The sequence below is a fragment of the Fusibacter sp. QWL-12 genome (genome assembly GCF_058683495.1).
In genome coordinates this window covers 812,859-830,790 of record NZ_CM178745.1, presented here as the reverse complement: position 1 = coordinate 830,790, position 17,932 = coordinate 812,859, and the positions used below count along the sequence as shown (strand labels likewise).

Genomic DNA, 17,932 nt, shown 5'->3' with positions numbered 1-17,932 from the left:
TATATGGCAAATACAGTTATTTTAATCCCATACAAAAGAAAAGGCAATCATTTACAACTGCTCTTAAAGAGTGAGTTTGTACCTGGTTGGGACGCACATCCAGATTTATGCGGACTACTATATACTGATGCAGAAGGGCCATTAGAAAGCACAATCATTAAATCCTTTAAAAAGGAATCCAGTATATTAATAGAAGGCAATGAATTAATCCGACTTGGCGTCTGTGCTTTAAAACGCAACAGTGACCACATGTTGGATCTTTATGCAGTGGATTTAAGCAAGCGGTCTGATCCTGCTTTTGATCCGGAAGCTAAATTAATTTGGGCGGATGAAGAACAAGTTGTTGAATCTATTGATGCACATCTTTTAGCAGCTTATGCGAGACTAAAATTTTTATTATTCTCATAAAAATCTATTGATATCCATTTAGGATGGTGCTAAAATGAACATAGTTCATTTTGGAGGGATTATGCCAAAAATTATTACGGATCCATCTAAAGCAATTCAAATAGCAGCAAAAGAAATTATGGCTGAGGATGGCTACGAAGGTTTAAACATGCGTAACGTCGCTAAGAAAAGTGGCATTGCGATTGGAACGGTATATAACTATTTTGAGAACAAGGAAGCTATTGTAATTCATCTTATGCTTGCTTATTGGAATGCTTTTTTTGAAGTAATCGATGAGACGGATAGCATGAAAATTACATTTTATGAAAAAATGGCAAATATTTATACGCATTTTAAGGTATTTACTGACGATTTTCATGAAATCTTTTTATCGCAAAGCTTTAAGCCAACCTATACAGATAAAACAAGAGCAAATAAAGATGACTTTATGTCTAAGCTTCAAGAGAGATTTAGTAAGATGGTTGCTTCCGCTGTCGATTATGATAAAATCGATTTGGATTGTAATGAAATCGCAGAGTTTATTCTTGCAAATTTCATTGCAATAACCTATATGCCGACTTACACATACGAGAAATTTGAAAAAGCTTTAAAAGCTATCATTCGATAGCATTTTTTTTGAACCAAAATGAACAATGTTCACATAAAGGAGATATTTATGAAAAAAGGCAACAATTTAATGTTAATACTTTTTCTACTTGGTATTTTTTTAGGGGCGATTGATAGTGGTATTGTATCGCCTGCTAGAGAAGTGATTCAACATGGTTTTGGAATTGATGCGTCTACAGGGATTTGGATGATCACTATTTATACCCTTATGTATGCCGTTTCAATGCCAATCACTAGTAAGATGGCTGATAGAATTGGGCACAAACGTGTCTATGTTTTCAGTATTGCCGTATTTATGTTAGGTTCATTGTTCAGTGGGCTAACAAATTACCTAGACAGTTATGCACTTTTCCTTGCGGCAAGAGTGGTACAAGCCATTGGTGCAGGTGGTATCCTACCTATTGCGACTACAGTAATTGGTCAAAGCTTTCCTGAAGAGAAAAGAGGAACTGCTCTTGGTTTAGTGGGTATGATCTATGGTGTTGCAACGATTATTGGACCAACATTGGGAAGTGCGTTATTATCTCTAGTGGGCTTAGAAAATTGGGGTGTCATTTTTTTAATCAATGTGCCAATAGCACTGATCATTTTAGTGCTGTCTAGATTTATTCCATCTACGGGAACACCATCTAAATCGCCGATTGATTTTGTGGGTGCAATTCTACTTGCTGGATTTGTTGGCAGTTTAATGTACGCACTTACAAACCTAAACTTTTTCCATTTCATCGATACAATACAATCGCTTTCTGTATGGCCGTTTTTAATCATTGCAGCAGTATTACTGCCATTTGTAATTAAGTATGAGATGAAGGTACAAGATCCAATCGTAAATCTAAGATTGTTTGGGTCAAAACAGATGGTCTTTACTTTGGGAATTGCATTTATTACCGGGATTGGCCTTATGGGAATGGTATTCGTACCGCAATTTGGCGAAAATACGCTCAAAATTGCTTCGGGAAAAGGTGGTTATCTTGTTACTTTATTAGCCGTATTTTCTGGTATTGCAGCCCCTATTAGTGGCAAGCTACTGGATAAAAAGGGAGGCGCTTTCGTCTTAAGAATCGGATTTGCATGCAATATAATTGGCACGCTGGTTTTAGCGCTATTTGCATCAAAAGCGATGACGTGGTCGTCCGTTATATTAGGTCTTGCTTTTATGGGTGTTGGTGTTGGTTTCACTATGGGAGCACCTTTAAATTACCTGGTTCTTAATAAAGCAACAAAAGAGGATGGAGCAAGTGCGCTCGCTACAATGAGTCTAATTCGATCATTGGGTGTTGCGATTTCACCTAATATAATGATTGGCTTTATCGTGAATGCTGGTGGTAATGTTATGAACAATATATCTGCAGCTATTATGCCCAGTGGCATGAGTTTTCCAGCAGGAGGTGAAGGCGTTTCGCCTGAACTGTTGACAAACTTACAAAATGCAGATGTTACTAACATCGTAAGTCGATTAACAGAGTTCTTAGATGTTGTTGTACCTGCAAACGCAAAAGCTTATGTGTTACCAGCGATTGAAAAATCAGCAGATACAATAACCTCAGTTTTTCAATCGACAATCAATGAAGGTTATGCTCAGATGTTCTTTATGACTGCTGCTATATCACTTGTAGGCTTCATGTTGACGCTTTTTATAGAAAAGAGAAAGATTGCTTTAAAGTAATATCTAATCAAATAAAGCAAATAAAGCAAATAAAGAAAATAAAGAAAATAAAGAAAATAAAGAAAATAAAGAAATAAAATCAAATAAAGCAATTAAAGTAAAAGTCCTGATAGAGATTATAATGATCATAATCTTTATTAGGATTTTTCTCATAGTTTTAACGGTGGGTATTTGGTAGAATAGGAATATACATAGGTGAAGGTGTCAATTGATCTAATTTGATTATGGGAGGCACTATGGAAACTGCAGAAAAATTGCTTAAATCATTAACACTAGAAGAAAAGGCAAAGCTATGCGTAGGTAAGAGCTTTTGGGAAATCGAAGGGATTCCAAGGCTAGGTATAAATGCGATTAATGTCTCCGATGGCCCTCATGGGTTAAGAAAACAGTTTGATGGTAATGATCATCTGGGTATTCACTCAAGTCAACCTGCAACTTGTTTTCCCACTGCAAGTCTTCTTGGTGCGACGTGGAACCCTGAATTGATCTATGAGATGGGCGTAGCACTCGGTAAAGAATGCTTAGATCAAAATGTTCAAATTTTACTTGGCCCTGGAATCAATATGAAGCGTTCACCGCTTTGTGGTCGAAACTTTGAATATTTTTCTGAAGATCCACATTTGACTTCGGAGTTAGCGGTCGCTTGGTGCAAAGGGGTTCAATCTCAAAATGTTGGTACTTCATTAAAGCATTTTGCTGTGAATAATCAAGAGACCATGCGTATGATCGTCAATGCGGTTGTAGATGAACGCGCATTGAGAGAGGTTTATCTTAAAGCATTTGAAGAGGTTGTTAAAAAGGCTGAACCAGATACGGTGATGTGTGCTTATAATCGATTAAATGGCTACTATTGTAGTGAAAATGAATGGCTTTTGAATGAAGTGTTGCGAAAAGAGTGGGGGTATAAAGGGACGCTCATCACCGATTGGGGCGCAACAAATGACAGAATTTTAGGTTTGATCAATGGTCAAGATATTGAGATGCCTGGTGCTACCGATGAAAGCTATCAATTGATCTTAAGTGCAATAGAGCATAATACTTTATCTATAGAAGTTCTAGATATTGCTGTTCTAAGAATATTGAACTTATTATTGAAGTTTCAAAGAAATCAACCTATCAAGGACAGCTTAAACGAAAGTGAAATATACAAACAGCATCATATGTTAACCAAGAAAATCGCTTCTGAGGGAATAGTTTTGCTTAAAAATGATGGTATTTTACCACTTTCAAAGCGACAGAAAATAGGTGTTTTTGGTGATTTTGCAGAGCATCCAAGGTATCAAGGCAGTGGCAGCTCTTATATTGTCCCAACAGAACTTGAACATGCACTAACATGTTTGATTCAAAAGGTAGAAACTAAAGAGCAAATCAATTATCATATAGGTTTTAAGTCTGATTTATCCAATCTTGATGAATGTGATAAAATAAAGGAAATCTGTCAATCTTCGGATGTGATTTGCCTTTTTGTCGGTTTGACCGAAGCATATGAGTCAGAAGGGTTTGATCGAGATACGCTAAATCTACCTGCGCATCATTTGAAACTAATAGAAGAAGTAAAAAAATACAGTACTAAAGTGGTGATCTGTTTAAGCAATGGTGCGCCTGTCGCTATGCCTTGGAAGAATGGTATCTCAGCCATTATAGAAGGCTATTTAGGTGGTCAAGCTGGAGCAGATGCTATGGTTGATATCCTTTTTGGGGATATCAATCCTAGCGGTAAACTTGCCGAAACTTTTCCTCTAGAAAGTAACGTTAGCTTTGGTGATGAGAAGAATGTGATCTATAAAGAGTCGATCTATATCGGCTATCGATTCTATGATCGATTCAAAGGTAATATTGAGTATCCTTTTGGACATGGGTTGAGTTATACGACTTTTGATGTTTACGATGCGGTCTATCATGAAAAAAACGAGACACTAAATGTATGTGTTGCAAATCTAGGTCATAGGGATGGCAAAACGGTTGTTCAAGTGTATCTTGAAGCGCCATTAAATCAGAAGCATAGAGCTAAAAAAGTACTTATTGCATTTGAAAAAGTTCATTTAATTCACGGAGAGAGCCAGATGATTTCTTTAAAGGTGCCTAAAGAATCCTTCAAGATTTATGACCCAGAACTGAAGGTGTGGTTTCTTGAGCCAGGTGAATACAAATTTTGGATTGGTTTTTCTTCAGAAGATTTACCCCTCAATTTGCCTATAATAATCCGTGATAATCAAGCCTTAAATGATGCGCTTTCAAATGAACAACATGCTAATGTTCAGCTCACAAGTACAGAGAATTTTGAAGTTAAAGTGACAGCATTAGACCAACTGTTTATTTCGAATTATGAAGGTGTTTTTTCAGTTACAGATAATGACTATTTAAGTGCGACACAGCTTGAAGTAGACATTTCTAAGTCGATTGACATGAATACACCAATCAATGATTTAAAGCATACAGTTATAGGTTGGATTTTGATGCGGCTAATCTATTTGATCACGTGGCAGCAAAGCACAAAACAAAATAATGAGGGTATGAAAAAAATGATCATCAGCGTTAGAAAAGAGATTACACTTAGAAACCTAACGATGATGTCAAACGGTTATATTAAAAATCGAGTTGGATATGGATTGTTAGAAATGTTACGGGGTAATTATATTAAGGGTTTAAAAATTATGTTAAAGAAGAAATTATGAGGTGAATACATGCGACAAAAACAAATCTTAAAATACTTAGTAGCACTGGTTATATTTTTTACCTTATCGTCCTCTCAAGCTTATGCAGCGCCAAGTTCATGGTCTCAAACTTTTATTGAAACTGGAAAATCATTGGAGTTGATTCCATCGGGTTTACTTTCAGATTATCAAACCTTTATCACTCGAGAAGAGTTTGCTGAAATGATCGTTAAGCTTTATGAGAAATTGAGTGGAGAGACTGTAAAAGTAACGATTCAAAATCCTTTTAACGACACATCAAATCCTGAGGTATTAAAGGCATATCAAGTTGGTATTATCTCAGGGACTTCAGCAACTCAGTTTTCACCGAATGCAAATATCACGAGAGAACAGATTGCTGTGATGTTTTATAAATGCTTGAAAATTGCGATGCCAAGTGTTATAAGTGGTCCATACACCGTAAGTTTTGCTGACAGTGCTTCAATAGCTTCATACGCAACTGAAGCAGTAGCCTATATGAATCATGAGGGTATACTAAACGGAACGGGTGGCAATAACGTCTCTCCAAAAGGCAATGCAACGAGAGAACATGCAATGGTTTTGGTAACCAATACTTTCACTAAATTTGAAGGTGAGAACACATCAAAGGTAGAACTAAAGGCATCTGAAATTTCCAAGCTTGTTAGTCCAGCAGTTGTCTATATTGAGACATTTGACGCGAATGGTGATTTACTTGGTACTGGCAGTGGAATGAATGTTGAAGCTAGTGGAAAAATCTTTACAAACTTCCATGTTGTAGAAGGTGCTAGCAAAATTACCGTAAAGTTTGTCGATGGGAAAGCATATGATGTTGTAGCTTTATACGCTTATGATGCGGATAGAGATGTTGCCGTTTTAAAAGTAAATGGTTCAGGATTACCTGTCGTTGTTTTCGGGAACTCCGCAGCACTTGAAAATGGTGAAGAGATTTTAACCATCGGCAGTCCAATAGGACTTGAAAATACCATTTCAGATGGTTTGATTAGCAATCGCTCTCGGACATTAGAGGGGCAAGTGTATCTTCAGATTTCCGCGCCAATTTCACCAGGGAGTAGTGGTGGTGCATTGGTGAACTTATATGGTGAGGTTGTAGGTATTACTTCAGCACAGTTTATAAGTGGTCAAAACTTAAATTTAGCGATACCAATCAACGAAGTTAAAAGATTCCAAAGTACTAACTTAAACATGAGTCTGGGTGCTTTTTCTAAACTTAAGGTAGAAAAACGAATTGACTATGACGATGGTGATTATTATATTGGTGAAGTCGTAGGAGGCGTACCTCAAGGAAAAGGAACCATGTTTTATTCTAATGGGGACAAGTATGTCGGTGAATTCTACGATGGCTTAAAGGAAGGCTTGGGCATCTATTATTGGGAAGATGGTGAGCGTTATGAAGGTGAGTTTTATTATGACTACCTTTACGGTGAGGGGAAATACTATTATACTGACGGTGTTATCTTCGATGGTGTTTGGTATTACGATGAGGTTATAGAGAATCGAATGATTCCAGAGCCATATGTTAGAGCTGTTTCAAATTCTGAAATAGAGATTGGCTGGGAAGACAATGGTATGGGCTGGTATTATCACGTCTACTATGCTTTTTCACCAGATGGACCATGGTATTATTTTGAAGACAGCTATGGCGATGTTGGCAATCTTTCTTGGCAGGGGATTTACTCAGCTAACTTATACGATATTGATCCTGGCAGTACAATCTACATCATCGTTTCGAGTTATATCTTCGACATTGAATCAGAAGGTAGTGAAATGATTCAAATCACTTTACCGAATTAAAAAGCGACGTATTAGTAAACACTAAAGCAACTACAGAAATAAAAACATTTGTTATCACTAAAGAAACCCTCGATATATGGCTACTATAAGCCATATATCGAGGGTTGTTTAATGTACTATATACACTTTGATCTGTTAGTTGCCTTTTATTTGCTTAGTTCTTTGGACCAACTGTTCTATGAGGGAGCTGTCATCATTACTTTGAGATAGATAAAGTTTTGTTAATTGCTCTGGTGTTAAATCCATATTGGAATTGACCCACTCGATTAAAACAGCAGTGGATATGGCTGAACGCATTGCGACATAGTAATTGTAAAAAGGAATGTTAACCTCTGGAAATTGGGTCATTAGTAGTTTTAGCATTTGATTAAATGCTGTGTTAAATAATCCGATTTTATCCGTTTTAATGATAAGTTTCACAACGTGTGTGTGCTGTTCCCAAAATAAAAGGAAAGGCTTAATGAACGTTTCATCTAACCGATAATCTTTGGATAAATCCAATTGAGATTTAAGTGCAATGCCACACTGGATATAGGTTTCATCACAAATATATCGAATGACATCATCAATTGTGTCAAAGCATCTATAAAAAGTAGCACGACCAACACCGGCTTCCTTTACTAGGTCTATGATTCTAATTTCAGATATAGATTGTTTTTCGATCAGCCGCATTAAAGCATCTGAAATAGACTTTGCAGACGTCTTAGATCGAGCATCTTGACTAATGTGATACATATTACCTCCTAATAACCATAGGCTATTTAGATATTAACTCGGCTTTTGCGTGCTTCCATAAAGTGATCCCTGTAAAGACTGCAGTAACGACAACTGAAATGCTTAAGATTGATTTGAAGACGGTTACGATTTCTGAGTTGAGTAAGGCTTCAACGCCAGTCATATCCATATAGCCTTTTCCAAATACAATTAGAGCAAATATTCCTAGACCAGTTAATGATAGAAGACTATCCATGATTCTTGATTGTTTATTCCATGAGCCTTTGATGATCAGATATAGATTTAAGCCAATTGTGAGACACAACAGTATGTTAATAATAGGCAATATTCTAGCAAACGCAGCTGTGTTTAATAAATCTAAAGTTGTCATTTGCGAACCAGACCACATATAGATGCCAACTGTAAAATAATTTAACCAGATGAGTGCCATAATGGTAAATCCAATTTCAAATGCTTTTTCTACAATTGATATTCTCTGTTCTGTTGGTACGAATTTTGATAAAGAACTAACTTGCCATTCTTCAGTTTCTGGCATTGAGACGCCTTTTCTTGAAATCAAGATAAAAATCAAGGTAATGATTCCAAAAGAAGATAACCCTGCATTGATCGTTCCAGCGATGATATTGATTAAGAAGGCTACAATAGAAAATTCTGATTGCATAGCTTCTACGATTCCAGTTACTAGTAAGGATATGGTGATGGCTATTAGTGAAATTTTACTTACCATCAGATATGTTGGAATCAACTCAGAGCTTATAATTGCATGGGGTTTACCTAAATAGGCTTCAGCTACGACTCGTGGCGAACCGATCTCATAGAGTACTTGAGTAATTTGCGCATCGGTATAATCTTTTTCGCCATATTTAACAAGTAGTTGTTCATAAATGGTTGCTTCTATTTCTTTTCCAATATCAGCTCTGTTTTTTTCAGGTAGATATTTGCCAACTGTATAGATGTAGTCTTTAATTAACATATTATTCCTCCTTGGAAATTAATCTTTTCAGTGAATGCTCCATGGTTTGCCATTCGATGGTTAGGGCATTTCTTAATCTCAGTCCTTCTTCGCTAATCTTGTAGTACCTTCTTGGTCTATTATCTTCTAATTGCCATATGGACTCTAATAGTCCTTGCTTCTCTAGCCTTCTCAATAGTGGATAAAGTGTATTTTGATCAATATCAAGCCCGTGCTCAGACAGTGCTTGTATCAATGAGTAGCCATAACTAGGTTCGTCGAGTCTGGAGAGTACGGCAAGTACTAATACTCCGCGTCTCATTTCTTGTAAGGCATTGCCAAGTAATTTATCAAATTCGCTCATTGTATCACCTCTTGATCACATTATACTGTGCGTCACACACTAATGTCAACAAAAAATATTTCTTGATAATTTTTTCGACGCGTTTTCCAATAAAATTCCGAGTTTAAATGATAAAAAACCGCTATTCCAGTAGGAATAGCGGTTAATAATTAAGCCACAATCTCGCTTGTGGTAAAATCTATAGGCTCGATGCCTGAAAATTTTTAATGAACTTATAGTTCTTCTGAATGAAACAAGGATTCTACCTGTTTGTATTTTGGAATAATTGCGCCAATACATCTTTGAAAGGAACGATCGTGATTGAGATGCTTCATATGACAAAGCTCATGTACAACCACATAGTCAATTTGATCAAGAGGCTTTGTAATAAGGAGATAATTAAAGGTCAATTCTCTTTTACTGTTACAGGAACCCCATTTGTTAAAGCTGACTTCAATGGTCACACTTTTTGGTTTTTCTTTGAAATTAACGGCGTAATACGCAATCCTTTTTTCTATTAAAGCTTTGCACGTTTTTTTATAAAAGCGCTCTATTAAAACTTTCACCTCTTTTAGGTCGGGCTGTTGCTCTGCTTTAATTACTATGGTTTCAGTGATCATTTCTACAATCGGTTTTGAAAGCGCTTCATACTCATAAACGATATCGATGGGATTACCTAGATATTTAGAGCTGGCTATTTTATTCATTTTTCTCAAAAGGCTTAACTTCAATTGCTTCATCCGCACTTCTAAAAATGCCATACCCGGTGTATGCGGCTCTATCAAGTTGTGCCAGTTGCTTGCCTAACTTCTTTTTCATACGATAAAGTGATACGATATCGTATTCTTGTCTAAGCTTAGTCGCAGCAGTCACAACTTCAGAGATAGATTTTTGGTCATCAAACAAAAGTGCAATTTTTTGTGCGTTAGAAAGCTGACGTTCTTCAGATAATAAAATATCGACGATACGTTCAAATCCAATTGAAAAACCAACCGCAGGAACGTCTATCCCAGAAATTTTACCAATCATCTTATCGTATCTACCACCACCAGCGATCGAGTAACCCAAATCACTATAAGCAATTTCAAAGATAGTGCTTGTATAGTAGCCCATACCACGCACGAGGGTATGATCAAAAACGATTTTAAAAGTGTCAGCTAGTCCACCGATAACATCAAGAATGTCTTTAAGATTATCATAGCCTTCTGGACACATCTCTTTGATACCTTCAAGTCCTTGGGATTCAAGTGCAGCGGATTTTACTAGAAGTAATTCAATAGCAGCCGCATCGTAATTCTTTGCGTTAAGCTCCTTGCGAATACCTTCAACACCAATTTTATCAAGCTTGTCCAATGTGATCGCAACATCGCCAAACTCTTCTTCAGAAAATCCAGATGAAACCACAATTGCTTTCAATATGCGACGGTCGCTGATTTTAATGGTAAAATCGCCAAAGCCAAGTCTTTTTAAGGTAGAAGAAATCGTTTGAATAATTTCAATTTCAGCTAAGTTACTTTCATCACCGATGATATCGATGTCACATTGAGCGAAAGAACGGTATCTGCCTTTTTGTGCGCGTTCTGCTCTGAAAACGGGCCCCATTTGAATTGCTTTAAATATAGAAGGCAACTCGTTTCTGTTATTAGCATAGAAACGTACCAGTGGTAAAGTAAGATCGAATCTTAGGCCATAATCGGCTAGGTCATCTGCGTTTATCGCGCCGCTGGCTAATAATTTCTCAAGCTTCTCACCACGTTGCATGATTTTGAAGATGAGTTTGGTGTTTTCACCACCATCACCACCAGTTAAGTTATTGATGTTTTCAAGGTAAGACGTTTCAATTTCAGTAAAACCACTTTTCTTATATTCATCGCGAATTTCACTCATTACAAATTCTCGAACGGCCTTTTCTCTTGGTAAAAAGTCCCTCATTCCAGTTGGGGGAAGTGTTGTATACATAATACCTCCTATTGTGCTTTGATTTTATATATTATACCATGAATATTTCCGGATGGGCGTTTTTTTAAGGGATGAACCATGATTTTATCGCCTTTAAATTCGTGTTATGATATTGTTAATTGAAGCTATAAAAACGGGATGATCTATTGAGGAGATTTATGGGAGAAGTGAGCAAAACAAATAAAAATAATAATGCCAAGAATCATATGGTCAACAATTATTTGGTCAAGGATATAAAAGGCAATTCGATTCAATCTTTAGGTGGCGTAAATATTGAGATAAAGAAAAGTGCACGTAAGACGATTTGCATCCAAGTAAAACGGGATGGTAGTGTCTGCGTATTAGCGCCAAGCAGAGCTAAAAATGAAGCAATTGAGCAATTTGTTCTTTCAAAAAAAGAATGGCTTATAAATGCGACTGAAAGAGTGAATAGTAGAATTAAGATAAAGCCAAGCATTAAAGAGGGGGTTAGTCTCCCTATAATGGGACGTCAAGTAATGGTATCGAAATTAGACCATACCTCGGGGGAAAATTATCTCTTAGAGGGCAATCAGCTGCTACTCAAACAAATAGAAGGGTCTGTATTTGAAAGTGCATTGAAATCCTTGATTTCAATCTATATTAATGAAAGAATTTTATATTATAGTGATTTACTTGGCGTAAAGCCAACTAAAGTTTCAATTAAAGCACAAAAGAGCCGATGGGGAAGTTGTAATATTAAAGGTGAGATTTCATTTAATTGGCGTTTGGTTTTTGCATCTGAAGACGTCATCGACTATGTAATCGTGCATGAGCTTTGCCATATGATTCATATGAATCATTCAAAGCAATTTTGGGATACAGTGAAAAGAATTATACCAGAGTATAAAATGAAACGAGATTGGTTAAAGGCAGAGGGCGGCTTTATTGATTGGACGTTTAATAATTAAAAAAAGTTAACAATTTTAAAGGCAAGGAATTGAATCCATAATGAGATTGAGATAAAATGATTAAAAGCGCTTTAAATGGAGGCATTATGAATCTCGAACAGCTTAGATTAAAAATCGAAGGATACTATGAAAATGCAGATGAAATTCATAATATTTTTGAAGAATTGGAAGCGACCTATCAACAGCTGATTGCTATGAATGAGCAGTTGGACCACTCTGAAAAAAAGTACGCGACATTAATTAAAAATATGAGTGATATCGTTTGGCTAACTGAGCCAGATGGTACAATCACCTTTATAAATGAAGTTGTTGAAGATCTTCTTGGTTATAAAGCCCAAGAAATGATTGGAAAAGAGCTTAATCAATTTATGTGTCCATTGCATAAATATAATGTAGGCAGCTGTAAACAAGTGGTTATGGCAATGTCGAAAATTGAGTTTTTAAGACAGGAAATGTGGATGCTACACAAGGATGGGTTTACCCGAAAAGTAATTGAAGTGAACACAAAGCATTTTTTTGACGGGGAAACATTGATAGAAATACAAGGTGTCGGTCGAGATATCACGGATCGCATTCAAATACAAAGAAAGATCAATCACAAAAACAAACAGTTAAAGCTAGTAGACGAAATTAGTCGTTCTATGAACAGTAATTTAATCAAAAGTGACTTAAGTGGTTTAATGGATGAGGTCTGTAAAGGGATTGTTTCAACGATGAATATTCCGTTTTGCAGTTTGAGAATACTTGAAAATGGTCAACTCTCTCTTAAAGGGGTTTCCGGAAAATACCGTGAACGCATCAGTTTGCAGCCACTTCAAACGGATGACCCAGTGATCAATCGAATACTTACGAACAATCAACCCGTGATTCTTAGTTCTATGGATATCGGAGAAGCTCAAGCCTCTGTAAAACAAGTTTTCGAAGACAGCACAATAAAAGAAGTCCTTATGTTGCCGCTTCATACCAATGAACAGCCTGTTGGTTTACTTTCAATTGGTCATGAAGAGTCGTACGATTTTGACTCAATAGCTGTTTTTACTACTTTGGCAAATAACATATCAAACGCTGTAGAAAAATCGCGACTTCATTTGAATCTAAAATCTTTCTATTTTGATTTGGTTTTAACTCTAGTAGCAGCTATAGAAGTTAAAGATACCTATACACAAGGCCATTCCGTTAGGGTTTCTAATTATGCAGTCGAGATAGGAAAATATTTAGGATTAGCATCGGAAACGATAGATGAGCTTCGAATCGCTGGCATTTTACACGATGTTGGGAAACTCGGTATTAGTGATGTAATCTTGTCAAAACCTGGCTTACTGACAGATGAGGAGTTCGAACACATAAAAACGCATCCACAGGTGGGACTTAAAATATTAGGAAATGTCAATTTGACTGATGATATCAAATCGGCAATTCTCTACCACCATTTAAGATATGATTTGAAGGGTTATCCAAAGTGCGATGATATGACATCCTTGCCATTATTTGCAAGAATAGTTGGCGTAGCAGATGCACTTGATGCGATGACCTCTCATAGATCATATAAGACGCTAATGACTTTTGACGAAGTTAATATTGAGCTCATGCGATGCTCAGGAAATCAGTTTTGTCCAGAGGTGGTTAAAGCGACATTGGACTTACTTAACAGTGGAAAAATAAAGCCATTAAGTGAGCTTGGAAATAACGCTCAAAATTAAACTAAAAGTATAAAAATCACCTGAAAAATCTTTAAGAAATCTTTATAATAGGTTTTTGTTATCTCGTTGACAATTGATAACGATTATGATAATCTTTATCAATAAGAGGGTCAGTTTGTCGCATTGCGTCCAATTGTAACTCGGCAACATTATGGCAAAATTTGAAGACAAGGGTCTGAAAATTGTTTATAAAGTAGGTGATTATATGTTATTATCAAAAGCAAAAATTGGTCAAAAAGGTGAAATTATCAAAGTTGAAGGAAAAGAGAAAACTAAAAAGTTTTTATTTAGCCTTGGATGTAGCGAAGGCGAAGAAATTACTTTGATTTCTATACTGGCTGGCAATTATGTCGTCAACATCAAAGATAGCAGATTTGCTATTGATGAAGCGATGGCAAAAGCGATTGTTTTAGCAGATTAACACTTATACCGCTGAAGCGGTATAAAAAACGCCCTTCCGATGATAATGATTATCATTGGCAATAAACCACAAAAAGTAGACTTGGGAATCATAACTAGATTCGCTATTTTAAAAAAAGTTATTAGGGGGATCCACAAATGAGAATAGCCTTAGCAGGTAATCCAAACTCAGGTAAAACAACTTTGTTTAACGCGATTACCGGTAAGACGGAATATGTAGGTAACTGGGCAGGCGTTACCGTTGATAAAAAAGAAGCCGCTCTTAAAAGTAAGTTTTGCGCAGGTGAAAAAGACATTAAAATAGTCGATTTACCAGGTGCTTATTCGATATCGCCATTTACAGGAGAAGAAGCGATTACTAGGGATTTCGTACTCGGTGAAAAACCAGATGTAATTATCAATATTGTAGATGGTGCTAATTTTGAAAGAAGCTTATTTTTTACGACACAGCTTTTAGAATTAAACATACCTGTTGTCGTCGCAGTCAATAAGTCTGACGTACTTAAGAAAAGAGGCAACAGTATTGATTTTGATAAACTTAGTAATGCTTTGAATTGTAAAGTGGTCCCAACCACAGCCAATTTTGGTAAAGGGTTGTCAGACTTAATGCACGCTGCCATTCAAATGGGCAAAAGCAATAAAGGTCAGAAAGCACCATTTGAATTTGACAATGTTGCGATCAGTGATCAAGAAAGACGTAAATTCATTTCTGAAATGTTAGTGACAACCTTAGATAAAAAACATGATATGAGTAAGGTTTCTGTTTCTGATAGAGTGGATCGAATTGTTGCACATAAGTATTTAGGACTTCCAATCTTCTTTTTAGTGATGTGGGCTGTTTATGCCTTCTCAATTGAAGGTCTTGGTGGCTGGGTATCGGGTTATTTTAATGATACTTTATTTGGTGAAATCATCCCAAATGCAGCAAATAGCTTCTTTGAAAGTGTCAATCTAAATCCTCTACTTCAAGCGTTAATCGTCGATGGTGCAATCGGTGGTGTGGGAGCGGTAATAGGTTTCTTACCATTAATTATGGTTTTGTTCTTCTGTTTAGCACTATTAGAAGACAGTGGTTATATGTCAAGAGTAGCAGTACTGATGGATCGCTATTTCAAGAAAATTGGTCTTTCAGGTAAATCGATTATACCGATGATAGTCGGTTCAGGATGCGCAATACCAGGCGTTATGGCTACAAGAACGATTGAAGATGATAATGAAAGAAGAATAACGACTATTTTAACACCGTTTGTACCTTGTGGTGCTAAACTACCAATTATTACTTTGTTTTCAATTGTATTCTTCCCTGAATCAAGTTGGGTTGGACCAAGTGTTTACGCTTTAGCATTTGTTTTGATAATACTAGGTGGTTTAATTCTCAAGAAAATGTTTGTTTGGGAAAGTCAGTCATCATTTATATTAGAATTACCAGAGTACAAAATACCAAGCTTAAAGCATGCGGTTATACAAATGTTTGATAAAGCAAAGGGATTTATTATTAAAGCTTCTACAATAATACTTGTAATGAATACACTTGTTTGGTTCATGCAAGCATATGGTTTCAATTTACAACCTGTTGAAGATCAAGGTGCAAGTATTTTAGCTGGTTTAGGTGGTATCATTGCCCCTATATTAATCCCATTGGGATTTGTGGGCTGGCAATTAGCGGCAGCATCTATTACAGGATTTATCGCTAAAGAAAATGTCGTAGCGACATTTGCAATCTTGCTAATGGCAGCGTCAGAAGATGCGTTGCACTTACCAGGAGGTGTTTTATCACAGTTTTTCACACCAGTTACAGCTTACGCATTTTTAGCCTTTAACTTATTTACACCACCTTGTTTTGCAGCGATTGGTGCTATGAGAAGTGAAATGGGTGATAAGAAGTGGTTGTTTAGAGGTTTGGCATTCCAACTGAGTGTAGGCTATATAGTTGCATTAATTATAACTCAAGTTGGCACACCTCTATTCTATGGTCATCTAGCAGATAGCTTTGTACCTGCTATGATTATCTTAGTTGCATATACAGTACTGATCCTGACGTTGTTTAAAAGAGCCGATCGTAAAAGAGAGTTAATAGGAGAGTGATTGATATGTTCGCGACCATCGTAATAGGTATTATCTTTGCAACCATTATATTTTTCGCAGCAAAAAAATCCTTTTCAGACATGCGAAAAGGAAAATGTAGCGGCTGTACAAGCTGTACAAATAGTAAATCATGTAATATAACACAAATAAAATAGAGTAGAAAGCGCTTATTTAATTAAGATTAAATAAGCGCTATTTTATTTAGCTGCAAAGATTTTTATTAAGCCACAATCTCGCTTGTGGTAAAATCTGAAGGTTCGATGCCTGAAGATTTTATTTTCCTATAAGTGCACCTGTAAATAAAAATTATGGCTGATTGATCAAAGTTTTTGTTATTAAATTGATTTGAGTTGAAACTTATTTTAATATAAAGTAAAAGTAATAAAGATTTAAGCACATAAATTAATTGAGTCAAAGAGGCGATTATGATTAGACAGTTAACAGATTTTATCCATTTTATTTGGAGCGGCTATATTATTGAAGGGATGAGCGTACTAGATGCCACTGTAGGTAATGGATATGACGCTGAGTATATTTGTAAAAGGATAGGAGAAACAGGCACTTTAGAAGGCTTAGATTTGCAAAGTGTTGCGATAGATAAATCGAGAGCAAGACTGAGTGCAATTGGTTTGTCTAATTTCACTCTAATTTGTAAAGACCATAGCGAAATCGATCACTTATATTTACCTGATACGTTTGATATGATTGTTTATAATCTAGGGTATTTACCAAGTGCAGATAAAACGCTAACTACGACAGTACAAAAAACAGAGAAGAGTTTAAATTCTGCGCTATATCTTGTAAAGATAGGAGGGGTAATCAGTGTGACTGTCTATCCCGGACATGAAGAAGGGCGTGCTGAATCCGATTGGATTCAAATTTGGGCTCAGAATCTCGATTCAAAAAAATATCATGTTATGAAACTGGTGTACTTGAATCAAAATGAGGGTTCGCCGTATTTGATATTAATAGAGAGGAAAAAATAAAAAGCATCGACACTTATGTGTCGATGCTTTAAAATTATTGATTTTCTTTCCAGTCTTCAATTTTTTCTTGAGCAAGTTCAGCAGCTTCTTCTACTGCTTCGGCTCCTTCTTCAAGAGCATTAGCACTTGTTTCAACCATTTCTGCTGCCTCATCCTTAGCTTCTTCTATGATATCATCTGCTTTATCTTTGAATTCATCCTTCTTATCAATGAACTCAGCTTTTTTATCCTTTAGCGTCTGTTTGAGATCGGCACTTACTTTTTCAACGGTTGAAACGGCCTTGTCTTTAAACAACAAGCCTTTTTCTTTTGCAGCATTTGCAGCTTTTTCAGTTTTATCAGCAACTTTCTGAGCGTTGCCCTTTACAAACTCAGCACCATTTTCAAACGTATCAGACACATCTTTTCTTAGTTCTTTTCCAGATTTAGGTGCAGTGAATAGAGTGACGACTGAAGAAACCACACTACCGATAATTAGGGCAGCACCGACTTTTTTCATGGTTTCGATTTTTTGTCTTTTTAGCTCTGCTTCACGTTTCTCACGTAACTTTTTCATTAACATCTTATGTTCTCCCTTCTTTATTATGTTGATATCATTATACCCCAATTATTAAGCTCTAACACGCTTTTAATGATATTTTAACTATACTTGTAAC

The 17,932-nt window shown here is 36.2% G+C and carries 17 protein-coding genes; 11 read left to right on the top strand and 6 right to left on the bottom strand.

Features of this window, described 5'->3' with window-relative positions:
- Positions 1-3: 3 nt before the first annotated feature.
- The 5 genes from AC4PID_RS04395 to AC4PID_RS04375 all read left to right on the top strand — a co-directional run bounded on the left by AC4PID_RS04395 (position 4) and on the right by AC4PID_RS04375 (position 7,167).
- Complete coding sequence (locus AC4PID_RS04395) at positions 4-408, top strand: hypothetical protein (RefSeq protein WP_492134352.1); 405 nt, start codon at positions 4-6, stop codon at positions 406-408.
- Between the two features lie 61 nt (positions 409-469).
- Positions 470-1,015: a TetR/AcrR family transcriptional regulator gene (locus tag AC4PID_RS04390; protein WP_492134351.1), complete on the top strand. Its 546-nt coding sequence runs from the start codon at positions 470-472 to the stop codon at positions 1,013-1,015.
- Positions 1,016-1,063: 48 nt separating this feature from the next.
- A complete protein-coding gene (locus AC4PID_RS04385; RefSeq protein WP_492134350.1) occupies positions 1,064-2,680 on the top strand; it encodes an MFS transporter in 1,617 nt (538 codons plus the stop codon).
- A gap of 236 nt (positions 2,681-2,916) precedes the next feature.
- On the top strand, positions 2,917-5,355 hold the full coding sequence (locus AC4PID_RS04380) for a glycoside hydrolase family 3 C-terminal domain-containing protein (RefSeq protein WP_492134349.1): 2,439 nt from the start codon (positions 2,917-2,919) through the stop codon (positions 5,353-5,355).
- A gap of 9 nt (positions 5,356-5,364) precedes the next feature.
- Positions 5,365-7,167 (top strand): trypsin-like peptidase domain-containing protein, encoded by a 1,803-nt coding sequence (locus tag AC4PID_RS04375; RefSeq protein WP_492134348.1) that lies wholly within the window; start codon positions 5,365-5,367, stop codon positions 7,165-7,167.
- A 135-nt stretch (positions 7,168-7,302) separates the two neighbouring features.
- Here AC4PID_RS04375 and AC4PID_RS04370 read toward each other — a convergent pair whose 3' ends face one another.
- The 5 genes from AC4PID_RS04370 to hisS all read right to left on the bottom strand — a co-directional run bounded on the left by AC4PID_RS04370 (position 7,303) and on the right by hisS (position 11,156).
- A complete protein-coding gene (locus AC4PID_RS04370) occupies positions 7,303-7,902 on the bottom strand; it encodes a TetR/AcrR family transcriptional regulator (RefSeq protein WP_492134347.1) in 600 nt (199 codons plus the stop codon).
- A 22-nt stretch (positions 7,903-7,924) separates the two neighbouring features.
- The gene (locus tag AC4PID_RS04365) at positions 7,925-8,875 is read right to left on the bottom strand and encodes a hypothetical protein (protein ID WP_492134346.1); all 951 of its coding nucleotides are present in this window, start codon (positions 8,873-8,875) and stop codon (positions 7,925-7,927) included.
- Position 8,876: 1 nt separating this feature from the next.
- Positions 8,877-9,218 (bottom strand): PadR family transcriptional regulator, encoded by a 342-nt coding sequence (locus tag AC4PID_RS04360; protein WP_492134345.1) that lies wholly within the window; start codon positions 9,216-9,218, stop codon positions 8,877-8,879.
- A gap of 212 nt (positions 9,219-9,430) precedes the next feature.
- The gene (locus AC4PID_RS04355) at positions 9,431-9,937 is read right to left on the bottom strand and encodes a M48 family metallopeptidase (protein WP_492134344.1); all 507 of its coding nucleotides are present in this window, start codon (positions 9,935-9,937) and stop codon (positions 9,431-9,433) included.
- Positions 9,897-11,156, bottom strand: a complete 1,260-nt coding sequence (gene hisS, locus AC4PID_RS04350) for a histidine--tRNA ligase (protein ID WP_492134343.1) — start codon at positions 11,154-11,156, stop codon at positions 9,897-9,899. Before hisS ends, AC4PID_RS04355 begins: the two co-directional genes overlap by 41 nt.
- A gap of 158 nt (positions 11,157-11,314) precedes the next feature.
- On the opposite strand from hisS, the gene AC4PID_RS04345 reads away from it, so the two are divergent.
- From AC4PID_RS04345 to mnmM, 6 genes are all read left to right on the top strand, one after another.
- Positions 11,315-12,085, top strand: coding sequence for a M48 family metallopeptidase (locus tag AC4PID_RS04345; protein ID WP_492134342.1), 771 nt, complete (start codon positions 11,315-11,317; stop codon positions 12,083-12,085).
- 86 nt (positions 12,086-12,171) lie between these two features.
- A complete protein-coding gene (locus AC4PID_RS04340) occupies positions 12,172-13,785 on the top strand; it encodes an HD domain-containing phosphohydrolase (protein WP_492134341.1) in 1,614 nt (537 codons plus the stop codon).
- A gap of 151 nt (positions 13,786-13,936) precedes the next feature.
- Positions 13,937-14,206: a FeoA family protein gene (locus AC4PID_RS04335; protein WP_492134340.1), complete on the top strand. Its 270-nt coding sequence runs from the start codon at positions 13,937-13,939 to the stop codon at positions 14,204-14,206.
- Between the two features lie 137 nt (positions 14,207-14,343).
- Positions 14,344-16,290, top strand: coding sequence for a ferrous iron transporter B (gene feoB / locus AC4PID_RS04330; RefSeq protein WP_492134339.1), 1,947 nt, complete (start codon positions 14,344-14,346; stop codon positions 16,288-16,290).
- 5 nt (positions 16,291-16,295) lie between these two features.
- Positions 16,296-16,445 (top strand): FeoB-associated Cys-rich membrane protein, encoded by a 150-nt coding sequence (locus AC4PID_RS04325; protein WP_492134338.1) that lies wholly within the window; start codon positions 16,296-16,298, stop codon positions 16,443-16,445.
- Between the two features lie 270 nt (positions 16,446-16,715).
- Complete coding sequence (gene mnmM, locus AC4PID_RS04320; protein WP_492134337.1) at positions 16,716-17,276, top strand: tRNA 5-(aminomethyl)-2-thiouridylate-methyltransferase MnmM; 561 nt, start codon at positions 16,716-16,718, stop codon at positions 17,274-17,276.
- A 34-nt stretch (positions 17,277-17,310) separates the two neighbouring features.
- Here mnmM and AC4PID_RS04315 read toward each other — a convergent pair whose 3' ends face one another.
- Complete coding sequence (locus AC4PID_RS04315; protein ID WP_492134336.1) at positions 17,311-17,832, bottom strand: YtxH domain-containing protein; 522 nt, start codon at positions 17,830-17,832, stop codon at positions 17,311-17,313.
- Between the last annotated feature and the right edge of the window lie 100 nt (positions 17,833-17,932).

Excerpts from the sequence above, each read along its gene's own strand:
- AC4PID_RS04395 (WP_492134352.1), top strand. The coding sequence starts at position 4 with ATGGCAAATACAGTTATTTTAATCCCATACAAAAGAAAAGGCAATCAT.
- AC4PID_RS04380 (WP_492134349.1), top strand. The coding sequence starts at position 2,917 with ATGGAAACTGCAGAAAAATTGCTTAAATCATTAACACTAGAAGAAAAG.
- feoB (WP_492134339.1), top strand. The coding sequence starts at position 14,344 with ATGAGAATAGCCTTAGCAGGTAATCCAAACTCAGGTAAAACAACTTTG.
- AC4PID_RS04385 (WP_492134350.1), top strand. The coding sequence starts at position 1,064 with ATGAAAAAAGGCAACAATTTAATGTTAATACTTTTTCTACTTGGTATT.
- AC4PID_RS04345 (WP_492134342.1), top strand. The coding sequence starts at position 11,315 with ATGGGAGAAGTGAGCAAAACAAATAAAAATAATAATGCCAAGAATCAT.
- AC4PID_RS04355 (WP_492134344.1), bottom strand. The coding sequence starts at position 9,937 with ATGAAGCAATTGAAGTTAAGCCTTTTGAGAAAAATGAATAAAATAGCC.
- hisS (WP_492134343.1), bottom strand. The coding sequence starts at position 11,156 with ATGTATACAACACTTCCCCCAACTGGAATGAGGGACTTTTTACCAAGA.
- AC4PID_RS04325 (WP_492134338.1), top strand. The coding sequence starts at position 16,296 with ATGTTCGCGACCATCGTAATAGGTATTATCTTTGCAACCATTATATTT.
- AC4PID_RS04340 (WP_492134341.1), top strand. The coding sequence starts at position 12,172 with ATGAATCTCGAACAGCTTAGATTAAAAATCGAAGGATACTATGAAAAT.
- AC4PID_RS04375 (WP_492134348.1), top strand. The coding sequence starts at position 5,365 with ATGCGACAAAAACAAATCTTAAAATACTTAGTAGCACTGGTTATATTT.
- AC4PID_RS04335 (WP_492134340.1), top strand. The coding sequence starts at position 13,937 with ATGGCAAAATTTGAAGACAAGGGTCTGAAAATTGTTTATAAAGTAGGT.
- AC4PID_RS04360 (WP_492134345.1), bottom strand. The coding sequence starts at position 9,218 with ATGAGCGAATTTGATAAATTACTTGGCAATGCCTTACAAGAAATGAGA.
- AC4PID_RS04315 (WP_492134336.1), bottom strand. The coding sequence starts at position 17,832 with ATGAAAAAGTTACGTGAGAAACGTGAAGCAGAGCTAAAAAGACAAAAA.
- AC4PID_RS04365 (WP_492134346.1), bottom strand. The coding sequence starts at position 8,875 with ATGTTAATTAAAGACTACATCTATACAGTTGGCAAATATCTACCTGAA.
- mnmM (WP_492134337.1), top strand. The coding sequence starts at position 16,716 with ATGATTAGACAGTTAACAGATTTTATCCATTTTATTTGGAGCGGCTAT.
- AC4PID_RS04390 (WP_492134351.1), top strand. The coding sequence starts at position 470 with ATGCCAAAAATTATTACGGATCCATCTAAAGCAATTCAAATAGCAGCA.
- AC4PID_RS04370 (WP_492134347.1), bottom strand. The coding sequence starts at position 7,902 with ATGTATCACATTAGTCAAGATGCTCGATCTAAGACGTCTGCAAAGTCT.